8 protein-coding genes are annotated in these 12,658 nt (G+C 64.8%); 1 reads left to right on the top strand and 7 read right to left on the bottom strand.

The features are described 5' to 3' along the window. From AC3A43_RS14000 to zwf, 7 genes are all read right to left on the bottom strand, one after another. A complete protein-coding gene (locus AC3A43_RS14000) occupies positions 1 to 1,449 on the bottom strand; it encodes a DUF3336 domain-containing protein (protein WP_487793168.1) in 1,449 nt (482 codons plus the stop codon). Between the two features lie 24 nt (positions 1,450 to 1,473). Then, positions 1,474 to 3,039, bottom strand: a complete 1,566-nt coding sequence (locus AC3A43_RS13995) for a wax ester/triacylglycerol synthase family O-acyltransferase (RefSeq protein WP_487793167.1) — start codon at positions 3,037 to 3,039, stop codon at positions 1,474 to 1,476. Positions 3,040 to 3,075: 36 nt separating this feature from the next. Then, on the bottom strand, positions 3,076 to 5,421 hold the full coding sequence (locus AC3A43_RS13990; protein ID WP_487793166.1) for a glycerol-3-phosphate 1-O-acyltransferase: 2,346 nt from the start codon (positions 5,419 to 5,421) through the stop codon (positions 3,076 to 3,078). A 3-nt stretch (positions 5,422 to 5,424) separates the two neighbouring features. Then, positions 5,425 to 7,014: an HAD-IB family hydrolase gene (locus AC3A43_RS13985; protein WP_487793165.1), complete on the bottom strand. Its 1,590-nt coding sequence runs from the start codon at positions 7,012 to 7,014 to the stop codon at positions 5,425 to 5,427. A 68-nt stretch (positions 7,015 to 7,082) separates the two neighbouring features. Then, positions 7,083 to 7,703 (bottom strand): bifunctional 4-hydroxy-2-oxoglutarate aldolase/2-dehydro-3-deoxy-phosphogluconate aldolase, encoded by a 621-nt coding sequence (eda, locus tag AC3A43_RS13980; protein ID WP_487793164.1) that lies wholly within the window; start codon positions 7,701 to 7,703, stop codon positions 7,083 to 7,085. Further along, positions 7,700 to 9,541 carry a phosphogluconate dehydratase gene (edd, locus tag AC3A43_RS13975; protein WP_487793163.1) on the bottom strand — a complete coding sequence of 614 codons (1,842 nt, stop codon included), beginning with the start codon at positions 9,539 to 9,541 and terminating at the stop codon, positions 7,700 to 7,702. The genes eda and edd overlap by 4 nt, the downstream gene beginning before the upstream one ends. Beyond that, entirely contained in the window at positions 9,534 to 11,018 is a 1,485-nt protein-coding gene (zwf, locus tag AC3A43_RS13970; protein WP_487793162.1) for a glucose-6-phosphate dehydrogenase, read from the bottom strand. The genes edd and zwf overlap by 8 nt, the downstream gene beginning before the upstream one ends. Positions 11,019 to 11,121: 103 nt before the next feature. Here zwf and glpD point away from each other — a divergent pair, with 103 nt between their 5' ends. After that, positions 11,122 to 12,624 carry a glycerol-3-phosphate dehydrogenase gene (gene glpD / locus AC3A43_RS13965; RefSeq protein WP_487793161.1) on the top strand — a complete coding sequence of 501 codons (1,503 nt, stop codon included), beginning with the start codon at positions 11,122 to 11,124 and terminating at the stop codon, positions 12,622 to 12,624. The last annotated feature ends 34 nt before the right edge of the window (positions 12,625 to 12,658 follow it).

Raw genomic sequence — 12,658 nt, 5'->3', positions numbered from 1 at the left:
TCAGCGAACAGCCTTTTGGAGCGCGGTGCTGCGATGGCCGGGGCCATCGTCGCCGGCCTTGTCGATCTTGGCCAGAATGGCTTCGAGCGCACGGCTGATCGCGGTCTGGGTGCGGACCATTTCGACCTTGGGCCACGCGGTGCGCAGCCCCGTGTCGATCAACTCGTCGATGTCGTCCTGCGCCAGGTCCGACAGAATCTTGGCCGGCGACCAGAATTTGGGCGGGCGGATGATGTTGATGTCGCCGGTATATTCCTGGTTGATCACCGACCGCGCCATGTTCGCGAGGCTGTTGAGCGGCGGAATCAGCTCCAGCGGTTTCTGGAAGATGACCATATTGGCGTTGAGCCACGCCTTGAAGGTCGCCATCGACGCATGCTGGATCGCCTCGATCGGCGCCATCTGCTTGCGCGTGTCGGTCGCGAAGGGCAGCGCGATCGGGTTCGCCTGGCTGACGATATGATGGTTGACGCCGTACAGCCGCTCGAGCCGCTTGGTGGGAATATCGTGCGTCACCGACCCGTCGACCCAGCGCCGGTCGGGCTGATAGGGGATACGTTCGCCCTTGTCGTTGCGCGCCATCAGCATCACGGGGGGGAAAACGCCGGGCACCGCGCAAGATGCCAGCACGGCTTCGCGGATCAGCACATTCGGCGCGGTGATCGCATTGAGCAGGCGGCCGTTCTGATGCTTTTCGGCGGGCGCGACCGACACGTTGAGGTGACGGCCGCTGATCTCATAGGCCTCCTGAAAGGTCAGGTCGGGGATCAGGTCGGCGAGGCGTTCGCGGACCTCGTCGGGCGCGAGGCGTTTTTGATCGGGATTGCGGCTGGGGTTGGCGAGGCGACCGCTTTCGAGGAAGGCGCCGATGTCGGCATTCTTGCGCGTGCAGACGACCGCGGCGACGATCGACCCGCCGCTCGCGCCCGACATGATCGCGGGGAGAACGCCCTCGGACCAGAGCGCCTTCACGACGCCGATATGGAAGAACAGGAAGCTGCCCGAACCCGAAAGCAGCAGCGCCGAGCGGCCGTAACAATGCTGGGCGCGGCGGAAAAAGTCGCGCTTTTCCTCGCGCCCGATGCTGCGCGCGGTCGCAATCTTGTCCAGCGATGCGACGACTTCGGCGACATAATCCTCGATCAGCGCCTTCGTGCCGAAGCGCGCCTTTTGATAGAGCCGCTCGTGCCCCATGCCGTCGATATTGCCGTGGATGCCCTCGTTGAGCACGAAAAGCAGCCCCTTGACGTCACCCGCTGCCGACAGCTTGCGCAGCTTTTCGAGCCGCGCACGGATCGCCTTATAGTCGAAATGCTTGCTTTCGTCGGCATCGCGCCACGCCTGAAGCCCCGACTTCTTGTCATGTTCGCGGGCCGCCCTGGCCCATGCGATATAGTCGGGCGCGGTCACAAGATCGCGGTCGGCGCTGAGCGTCGGGGTGAAGAGCATTCGGTAATCCTGCGAGAGCATGGTCTATTTTTTCGGATTCTTGCGGGTTCCGTTCGGTTTAGCAACCGGTTTCACCCTGCTCTTCGTCGCAGGTTTCGCCGCCGCTTTCGGTTTCGGCTGGGGCTTTGCCGCGGGTTTCGGCGTTGCCGTAGCGGCTTTGGGCTTTTCGGGCTTCGGCACCGCCGTCATCAGATCGGCGAAACTTTCCTCGATACATTCGCGGAAAAAAGCGATGTCGGGCATCACCGCGCGTTCGGAAATCAGCGAAAAGGCGATCCGCCCGTTATAGCTGGGCGTCGCGACGAACAGCCCCATATTGTTCGCGAGCGGCGCCATGCCGTGCTGCTGCACGAGCTGTGCGCCCGCCAGATAGAGCGGCACCTGCGCGCCCGGCACGTTCGAGATGAAGAGATTGGTACCGCGCACCGCAAAGCGTTCGCTGGTGACGATCCGCGCGACCGCGGCCATCGTCGCACCCGGAATATGCTGCGACAGGTCGGTCATGATGCGCGCGCTGACCCCCGCCTTCGCTTCCTTTGCCTCGACCGTATAGTCGCGCACCGCCGCGAGCCGCGCGAGCGGGTCGGCGATGTCGGTGCGGATCGGGACGCTCATCGCCGAGACCTGATTGCCCGGCTTCGAGGCCTTGCCCGCGCCCTTTTCCTTGCCGCGCAAGTTGATCGGCGCAACCGCGACGAGGCTGTCCTTCGGCAACTCCTTGTGCTTCGCGAGATATTTGCGCAGCGCACCGCCGACGGTCGTCAGCACGACATCGTTTACGGTCGCACCCGGCACCTTTTTGCGGATTTCGGCCACGTCGGCGAGCGCGACCGTCGTCGCGTCGAACATCTTGTGCGGGCCGACCGGCACATTGAAGCGCGTTTCAGGAACCCCGGCAGTCATCCCGCCCTCGGCAATCGACTTGCGCGCCGATGCGACGATCGCCGGCGACATTTTCATCAGCGCGTTCATGAATTTGACCGGCGATTGCATCGAGGCCGACCAGGCCCGCGACAGCGTTTCGGTGCTCGACGGCGCCTTGCCGAGGTCTTCGACCGGCGGCGGCTCGGCAATCGCGGGTGTGCCCTTCGCGTCGATATCGCTCATCGCGATAAACGCGTGCGCGCCCGACGCCCCGTCGACCGCGGCATGGTGGACGCGGTGAAGCATCGCGAAGCTGCCCTTTGGAATGCCCGGAATGCGGTCGAGCCCCTCGATGATATAGATGTCCCAGAGCGGGCGGTTCATATCCATCGGCTTCGAGAAATAGCGCGCGACCGCGATGCAGAACTGCCGCCAGTCGCCGGGTTCGGGCAGGCGCGCATGGCTCATATGCGCCTCGACATCGAAATGCTCATCCTCGACCCAATAGGGATGGTCCATGTCGAACGGCAGGCGGTGGAGGCGGCGCTTGAACAAGGGCGAAGTGTGCACACGGCTTTCGACGTGGCGGATGATATCCTTGAACCGCACGAAGCCGCCGGGCGCGGTCGAGGGATCGTAAATATAGACCCCCATGATGTGCGTCAGATTGTTCGCGGTCTGGGTGTAGAGGAACTGGGCGTCCTGCGCGCTGAGCTGTTTGAGCATATTAGTTCCTGTTCAAATCAAAAACTTCGAGGCAGGTCACACCTGTTCTCCGGGCGACGGCAATCGATCCGCCAGCGCCACCGTCGACAGGCGCATCGTTTCCATGACGTTGGCAAGGCCGCGCAGTTCCATCAGCAGCGCGCGGCGCGCCGCAAGGTTCATCGGGGTCGCCTCGTCGGTCAGCCCGATGTGCCGCATCAGCGACAAGCCGTTGGCGAAGAGCAATTTGCCAATCGCCGCCTCGCTGCTGATCCGGCGGAGCAGATAGGCCTGCTTGCCTTCGGTAAGTGCCGCGTCGAGCAATGTTTTTTCGTCCACCGCATCGCCCGGCTTCGCCCGCGCGAGCAGGTCGGCGACGACCGAATAGGCCTCGGCGAACGGAAGCAGGATCGCATGGCCGACGACCGGCTGGCATCGGCGGAGCAATTGCGCGAGGCCGCGGTCGCCGCTCGCCAGACGGCGGTCCCAGACGGGATCGATGCGGGCAAGCTCGGCTTCGAGTGCCGCGCGATGCTCATCGCGCGGCGGATAGAAGAATTCGAATTTGAACAGGTCACGCAGCCGATCGATCTTGGCCCAGAAGGCGGCGGTCGCATCGCCGCTGTCGGCGTCGCGCAGCTCGAACAGCGCAAGCTCGATCATCGCGCGGTCGAGGAAATGATGCGCGATGATATTGCGATAATAGCTCGCCATCGGATGTTTGGCGGGGTCGATCGAATAGACATTTTCGCTGCCCGCTTCGTAGCGGGTGAGCAGGCCGCTCTCGACGAGCGTGTCGACCGTGGCCGACAGCGCGACGTCATCGCCGCTTTCGAGTTCGCTGCTGAGGCGGATATCGCGGGCACGCGCCCAGTCGGTCACCGCGCCGATTGCGCCGAGCAGTTCGGCAGACGTCGCCCCCCGCGGCGCCATGCCGAGCAGGATCAGGCACATCACCGAGGTGACGGTGAGCGGTGTGACCCGGTTCGCCTCGACCGCGACGGCGAAGGCGATCTTTTCGAGCGCGCGCTTGTCGTCGGGGCCGGGAGCTTCGTCGATCACCACCGGGTTGCCGATGTCGAGCCGGATGCGGCCAGAGGGTTCCTTCAGGCTCTTCATATAGCCGAGGAACCACGACAGGCTTTCGGGCTTCTTGTTCCGCCCCGTCTGTTCGGCGGCATATTCCTCGACGTCGCGGATCAGGTCGAAGCTGGTGACGAAGGGGACAAAATGCACATCGCGCGTCCCCGTCGCATGCGCGGCGTCGAGGACATATTTCATCAGACCATATTTGGGCGGCATCAGCTTGCCGAGCCGCGACCGTGTGCCCTCGAACGCCCAGCTTAGCGGAAAGCGCTTGGCGAGCAGCCACGCGATGTAATGGCGCAGCACCAGCTTATAGACCGGCTGGTCCTGGAAGCTGCGGCGGATGAAGATCATCCCCGAGCGACGGAAAAATTCACCCATCACCGCGAAATCAAGGTTGGCGCCGCCAAAGCTGTGCAGCATCGGCATGTCTTTTTCATACGTCAGTCGGCTGGGCGTCGCGCCGTCGATATAGGTTTTGTGGGTGAACAGGATCGCGGTCGGATGCTCGCGCAGGATCGAGCGGAGCTTCGCGAGTTCGACGGCATCGACCTCCATCTCCGGCGCGTAGCCGCCGAACATCATGCGGTCGAGCCGGGCGCGCAGGTCGAGGAAGAGCGCCGAGGGCCGCGCGATCACTTCCTTCATCAGCGGCCGCGCTTCGCGGAACAGCTCTACAACCGGGCGCCCTGTCGTCTCGGACAGCTCGGCGAGCGCGGCGCGGAATTTCGGGCTGGTGCGCAGGCCGTCGGCGACGAAGCGCGGCACCTTGTAGCGGGTGCCGCGGATGCCGCGTTCGGCGACATCGAGCGCGAGTCCCGCCTGCCGCGCGACAAAGCCCGCGAATTCGGGGCTGTCGGTTCCCTCGCCGTCGCCGCCGCCGGTCTGTTGGCAGAAACGGTCGCGGAGCGCATCGAGCGTCGCGGCCTCACCCACCAAAATCTGCGCGCGGCGACGGTCGCGGAGCAGGATCAGCCGCGAGCGGAGCGGGCCGGGGTGGCGTGGATCACCAAAGATGATGTGGCGGAATTTGAGCGCGCGGTCGCGCTCGAACCCCGGGATGCGCCAGGCGACACGGAGCGGCAGGACCTGCCGCGAGGGCGCCCCTTCGAGCCGCGCGCGGAGTGTTTCGAGCGGGAGGGCGTGATCGTCATCCTCGATCGCAAGGCTGGCCCATTGGGGATCGTTGTCGCCAGCGGTGGCGTGGACCCAGTCGAGCAAGAGCTTCCGCTCGACCCGATTACGCGCGTCGATGATATAGAGCCGGTCGGCCGCGTCCTCCGTCACGATCGGGGTGCGGGGCGTTCCGTCCGCCACCGCTTAGGCAGCCCTTCCCTTGCCGGTCGCTGGCTTTTTGGCAGGGGCCTTTTTCTTCACGGCGGGCTTCTTCGCTGTCGCCTTCTTGGGCTTCGCCTTTTCGGCTTTGGCCTCGGGCGCCGCTTCGGGCGCGGGCTCCTTAGCCACCGATTCCGCGACGCTCTCCTCGGGCTGGCCCAGCGTGCGCAGGAACATGTTGCGGACGTCGCGGACATGATTGCCCATCGTCCGCGCCCTCCATTTCGACGTGTCGACCGGCGGCAGCACGGTGACGCGCACCGTCGCGGGGCGCATCACAAACTCATTCTTCGGCGCGACGTCGGTCGCATTGTGAATCACGATCGGGACGATCGGCACCCCCGCCTGCATCGCGAGATGAAATGCGCCCTTCTTGAACGGTTCGAGCTTGGGCGTCAGGCTGCGCGTGCCTTCGGGCGAGATGCAGATCGACTTGCCCTCGATCTTGATCGCGTCGACCAGCGGCTCCATCGCCTTGATCGCGCTCTTGCCGTCGGCGCGATCGACGAAGACGGTGCCGCCCCATTCCATCAGCTTGCCGAGGATGGGGATATTCTTGATCTCTTTCTTGCCCACCCCGCCCATGTCGCGGCGGATGAGCTTGGCGAGGATCATCACATCGGCCTTGCTCTGGTGGTTGAAGATGAAGACGCACGGGCGCGACGACCAGAGATGTTTCTCGTCCTCGACCTCCAGCTCGACCCCGGTGATCGCGGTCGCGAAATCGCCGAACAGCCCGATCGAGAAATTGGCGGCCTCGCGTTGCGAGCGCGTCAGCGCCCAGATCGGCAGGCCCGCGGCAAAGGCGCCGACGAGCGAGCCGGTGGCATAGATGGTGCGGGTATAATCGACCCACGACGGCGTCCCGCGGCTGCCGAAACGCTGCACCGGCCAGCCATTTTCCTCGGCGATCGCCTTCAGTTTCAAATTGGGGTTGAGCGGGCGCGGCTTGCCGACGCGTTCGAGCAGTTCGATGTCGTCGTCGCTGTCCGAATAGAAAAAGCTCTGATCGAGATCGAGACCATATTCGGCGGCGAGTTCCTCGGCGGCAAGCACCTTGCCCTCGCCGAAACAGAGCGGACGGATGATGTCGCCGGTGAAGACGCCATCCTCGATTTCATAAGCCGAGCATTTGATATCGTCGATGCCAAGGTCGCGCGCGGTCGGTTCGATCTGATAGATCGTCGCCGACGAAATGATCGCGACGCGGTGCCCCTTTGCCTGATGCGCTTCGATGATCGCGCGGGTTTCGGGATAGATTTTGCGCGCGATATGCTTTTTGTAGAGTTCTTCGCCGAACGCGATGAAGCTTTCCTCGTCGACCCCCTTCATGAATTTGGCGGCGCCCGACATCAGGCCCGAAAAGCCGATCGTGCCAAGGCTGTGCTGCGCAATGACCTGCGCGGTCTCGGCAATCTCTTCCATCGACATTTCGCGGCGCTGGAATTTCTCGCGCAGGATCGCGGTGGCGGAGTAGCCCGAGATGATCGTGCCATCGAAATCGAACAGCGCGGCGATATGCGACCCCGGCTCCGACGCCAGAACTTCATCCAAATGCGGCTGCGGTCTCGGCACGCCTGTCTCCCCACCAACGGCTTGTATGCCGCTTTATCCCTGCACAGTGACAGGTAAAATAGGGTTAATCAATGGCGTGAAAGTGCAGCAGCCTCGCGCGCCAGCGCTTCGATTTTCGACGGATCGAGCGGGCCCGAGGGGACGACCCAGCTGCCGCCGACGCAGAGCACGGCCTCGAGTGCAAGCCATTCGGGTGCGGTCGCGAGGCTGATGCCGCCCGTGGGGCAGAAACGCGCCTGACCGAACGGGCCAGCGAGCGCCTTCAGCGCCGGAATGCCGCCGCTGGTCGCCGCGGGGAAGAATTTGAAGCGGTCGAGGCCAAGGTCCATGCCACGCATGATGTCGCCGGCATTGGCGGTGCCGGGGAGGAAGGGGACGCCGCTCGCGACCGCCGCTTTGCCGAGATGGTCGGTGAGTCCCGGCGAAACGATGAATTCGGCGCCCGCCGCGATGGCATTCTTGAGCATGGCTGGGTCGAGCACGGTGCCCGCGCCGACAATCGCGCCCTTCACCGCTTTCATCGCGGTGATCGCGTCGAGCGCGGCGGGGGTGCGCAGGGTGACTTCGAGCACCGTCAGCCCTCCCGCGACGAGCGCCTCGGCCATCGGCACCGCATCCTCGACCCGGTCGATGACGATCACCGGGATGACGGGCGCGAGGCGCATGATCTGGTCGATGGACTGGCTCAAATGACGGACTCCATGGCAGCAAGAACGGCCGACCCGCCCTTTTCGGCTTCGTCGGCATGATGGCGGAACAGAGCGAACAACTCGCGGCCAACGCCGACCGCAGGCGGCGGCGCGACAACGGGGCTGCGCGCAGCCCATATATCGGGATCGACAAGCGCGAGCACCTCGCCCTGGCGTGCGCAGATGCGGACGATATCGCCGTCGGTGAGGAAAGCGAGCGGGCCGCTGATGCCGTCGGTGCCGGGCAAGGCTTCGGGCGACAGATGGATCACCGCGGGCACCTTGCCGCTCGCGCCCGACATGCGGCCGTCGGTGAGCAAGGCAACGCGAAAACCACGATCCTGCAAGACGCCGAGCGCGGGGGTGAGCTTGTGAAGCTCGGGCATGCCGTTTGCGCGCGGCCCCTGGAACCGCACGACGACGACCACATCGCGTTCGAGTTCGCCCGCCTTGAACGCCGCCAGCACCGCATCCTGCGTGTCGAAGATCCGGCACGGCGCCTCGATCGTCCAGCGATCTTCGGCCACTGCGCTCGTCTTGATGATCGCACGGCCGAGATTGCCCGCGAGCAGCCGCATCCCGCCGTCGGGCGAGAAGGGTGCCGCGACCGGGCGCAGCATCATATCGTCGCGGCTTGTCGCGGGGGCGGGCTGCCATTGGAGTTTGTCGTCGATGAGCGCCGGTTCCGACGCATAATCGGCCATCGTGCCGCCGACGGTCAACACATCGCCGTGGAGCAATCCGGCATCGAGCAATTCGCGCACGACATAGCCGATGCCGCCCGCGGCATGGAAATTGTTCACGTCGCCTGCGCCGTTCGGATAGACGCGCGCGAGCAACGGCACGGCGTGGCTCAGCTCGTCGAAATCCTGCCAGTCGATGATAATCCCCGCGGCGCGGGCGATGGCGGGCAGATGGATCGCATGGTTGGTCGACCCGCCCGTCGCGAGCAGGCCGATCGCGGCGTTGACGATCGCTTTCTCGTCGACGCAGCGCGCCAGCGGGCGATAATCCTCGCCGCTCCAGCCGATTTCAGCGACGCGGTGCGTCGCCGCGCGCGTCAGTTCCTGACGCAGCTTGGTGCCGGGATTGGTGAAGGCGCTGCCGGGAATATGCAGCCCCATCAGCTCCATCATCATCTGGTTCGAATTGGCGGTGCCGTAGAATGTGCAGGTGCCCGCGCCATGATAGCTTGCCGCTTCGGCCTCGAGCAGTTCGTCGCGGGTCGCCTTGCCCTCGGCATAGAGCTGGCGGACGCGCTGCTTTTCCTTGTTGGCAAGGCCCGAGGGCATCGGCCCGGCGGGGATCAGAATTTGCGGCAGATGCCCGAAGCGCAGCGCGCCGATCAACAGGCCGGGGACGATCTTGTCGCAGATGCCGAGGAGCAGCGCGCTCTCGAACATCGCGTGGCTGAGCGCGATCACCGTGCCCTGCGCGATATTGTCGCGGCTGAACAGCGACAGGTCCATGCCCGCCTGCCCCTGCGTCACCCCGTCGCACATCGCGGGAACGCCGCCCGCGACCTGCGCCGTCGCGCCGACCTCGCGCGCGAACAATTTGATCTGTTCAGGATAGCGGCCGTACGGCTGATGCGCCGAGAGCATGTCGTTATAGCTGGTGACGATGCCGATATTCATCTCGGCGCCGGACCGGATCACGGGCTTGTCCTCACCCGAGGCGGCAAACCCGTGCGCGAGGTTGCCGCACGACAGGTTGCCACGATTGGTGCCCGCCTCGCGCTGGCGGTCCATCAGGTCGAGGTAAGCCGCGCGGCGTGGCCGGCTGCGCACGATAATGCGGTCGGTGACCTTCGCAATTACGGGGTTCAGATCAGTCATGCCAGCTCGCCCCGTCGCGTTCGATCAGCGCGATCGACGAGCTCGGCCCCCAGCTGCCCGCGGTGTAATTCTGCGGCGCCATGTCGACCGCAGCCCAGGCATCGCGGATCGAATCGATCCACTGCCACTGCGCCTCGACCTCGTCGCGGCGCACGAAAAGCGTCTGGTCGCCCTCGATGAAATCGAGCAGCAGCCGTTCGTAAGCGATCCGCCGCCGCTCCCCGGCAAAGCTGTGCGAGAGCGAGACGTCCATCGTCACTTCCTTGAGCTTCACGCCGTCGCGGTCGAGACCCGGCTGCTTCGCCATCACCTTGACCCGGATATTCTCCTCAGGCTGCAGGTTGATGATCATCGCATTCGCGTCCAGCTTGCCTGCGCCGACGCGCGCAAAGATGTTGTGCGGCACCGGCTTGAACTGGATCAGCACTTCGGACTTGCGCTCGGGCATGCGTTTGCCGGTGCGCAGGTAAAAGGGCACGCCCTTCCAGCGCCAATTGTCGATATAGGCCTTGATCGCGACAAAGGTTTCGGTGTTCGATGGCTGGCCGAGTTCGTCGGCATAGCCCGCGACCGCGCCGCCATTGACTGCGCCGCTGCTATATTGCCCCTTCACGCTGTGCGATTTCACATCCTCGGCGCTCATCTTGCGCAAGGACCGCAGCAGCTTGACCTTCTCGTCGCGCACCGCGGTCGACGACACGCTCGCGGGCGGCTCCATCGCGATGATCGCGAGCAACTGGAGCATATGGTTCTGCACCATGTCCTTCAGCGCGCCGACGCCGTCATAATAAGAGACGCGGCCCTCGAGCCCGACCGTCTCGGCGACGGTGATCTGGACATGATCGATCGCCTGCGCGTTCCACAAAGGCTCGAACAGCATATTGGCAAAGCGCAGCGCGAGCAGGTTCTGCACCGTTTCCTTGCCGAGATAATGATCGATGCGGAACACCCGGTCTTCGGCAAAGGCGTCGCCGACCTGCGCATTGACCTCGCGCGACGAGGCCAGGTCGTGACCGATCGGCTTTTCCATTGCGATACGGCAATCGGCGCATGCGATGTTCGCGGCGGCGAGCCCCTGCGCGATCGGGCCGAACATCGACGGAGGGGTCGAGAGATAGACGCCGATCGGCCGCTGCATCCGGTCGCCGAGCAAGGTTGCCAGTTCGACATAACCGGTGCCCGCCCCGGCATCGATCGCGCAATAATCGATGCGATCGAGAAAGGCCGCGACGCCCCCCTCTTCGATGCGGTCGGCGGGCAGATGCTCGCCCAGCGCCGCCCGAACCTGCTGCTGGAACGCCGCGCGGTCCATTTTCGAGCGCCCCGATCCGATGATCGTCAGCGCATCGGCGAGCAGTCCGTCGAGGTGAAGATTGTAGAGCGAGGGAAAGAGCATGCGCTGCGCGAGGTCGCCCGTCGCGCCGAACAGCACCAATGTTTCGACTTTCACGCTCACAACCGTCCCCTTGGATAACATGCAAAGAACTGGAGGATGCGACCCGCGAATGCAACGCGCATACGTAAGCCGCATACGATGTCGCCTCTTGGCAAATCCGACAACGCTGCCATAGGGATGCCCGATGCCCGATACTGCCCTCCCCTATGATGTCATCGTCGTCGGCGGCGGCGTCAATGGCGCCGGCGTCGCGCGCGATGCCGCCGGGCGCGGCGCCCGCGTGCTGCTGCTCGAGGCAGACGACCTGGGGCAAGGCACATCGTCGAAATCGACCAAGCTGATCCACGGCGGGCTGCGCTACCTCGAACATTATGAATTCCGCCTGGTCCGCGAAGCCCTGAAAGAGCGCGAAATATTATGGGGCATCGCGCCGCACATCATCCGCCCGCTGCGCTTCGTCCTGCCGCACCGCCCGGGGCTGCGCCCGCGCTGGCTGCTGCGGCTCGGCCTCTTTCTCTACGACCATATCGGCGGCCGCAAGAAGCTGCCCGCAACGCGCTCGATCGACCTGCGCCACCACGTCGCGGGCGGCCCGCTGCAACCGCAATATGTCCATGGCTTCGAATATTCGGACGGCTGGGTCGATGATGCGCGGCTCGTCGCGCTCAATGCGCGCGATGCCGCCGATCATGGCGCAAGGGTGCGCACGCGGACGCGCGCCGACATGCTGCGCTGCGAAGACGGGATGTGGGTTGTCGACGCGAGCGACGATCAGGGGCACCAATATCGCTTCACCGGCCGCAGCGTCGTGAATGCCGCGGGGCCGTCGGTGCTCGACCTGCTGCGCCGCGCCGACGCCGAATCGGATTGCGCGATGCGGCTGGTGCGCGGGTCGCATATCGTCGTGCGCAGGCTGTTCGAGCACGACTATGCCTATTTCTTCCAGCTTCCCGACGGGCGCATTTTCTTCGCCATTCCCTATGAGCGCGATTTCACGCTGATCGGAACGACCGATCAGGATCACGGCGGACCGGCGAGCGAGGCCAAGGCGAGCGACGAGGAAATCGCCTATCTCTGCGAAGGCGCGAGCCTTTATTTCCGAACCCCCATCACCCCCGCCGATGTCGTCTGGACCTATTCGGGCGTACGGCCGTTGATCGAGGACGGATCGGGGCGCCCCGAGGCGGCGACACGCGGATATCGCATCGACCTCGACATGGCCGAAGGCGCGCCCCTGCTCACCATCTATGGCGGCAAGATCACCAGCTATCGCCATGTTGCCGAGGCCGCGGTCGATGAACTGGTCGATCATATCCCGGCGCTGAAGGGCAAGCACTGGACCGCGAAGGCCCCGCTTCCCGGCGGCGATTTCCCGACCCATGGCGCCGCGGCGCTCCGGGCCGAATATAAGCTTGCTCACCCTTTCCTGCCTGCCGCAACGGTCGACCGCATCGTCAGCGCCTATGGCACCGACGCCCGCGCGTGGCTTGGCAAGGCCGAGGATTGGGACGCGTTGGGCGGCGAGATCGCGCACGGGCTGAGCGCCGCCGAGGTCGAGTGGATGACGACGCACGAATGGGCGCGCACCACCGACGACATCCTGTGGCGGCGGAGCAAGCTGGGGCTGCATTTCACCGACGATGATGTGACGCGCCTCGCCGCCTGGCTGGAAGCGAAGCGGAATTGATCCTTCGTCATTCCCGCTTTCGCGGGAATGACGA

The organism is Sphingopyxis sp. Soil_C_28 (assembly GCF_057657055.1).
The sequence above is the reverse complement of the archived record's forward strand: the minus strand, read 5'-3'. Positions and strand labels throughout refer to the sequence as shown.

Coding starts and splice junctions, on each gene's coding strand:
- AC3A43_RS14000 (WP_487793168.1), bottom strand. CDS start 1,449: ATGCTCTTCACCCCGACGCTCAGCGCCGACCGCGATCTTGTGACCGCG.
- AC3A43_RS13995 (WP_487793167.1), bottom strand. CDS start 3,039: ATGCTCAAACAGCTCAGCGCGCAGGACGCCCAGTTCCTCTACACCCAG.
- edd (WP_487793163.1), bottom strand. CDS start 9,541: ATGACTGATCTGAACCCCGTAATTGCGAAGGTCACCGACCGCATTATC.
- zwf (WP_487793162.1), bottom strand. CDS start 11,018: ATGTTATCCAAGGGGACGGTTGTGAGCGTGAAAGTCGAAACATTGGTG.
- glpD (WP_487793161.1), top strand. CDS start 11,122: ATGCCCGATACTGCCCTCCCCTATGATGTCATCGTCGTCGGCGGCGGC.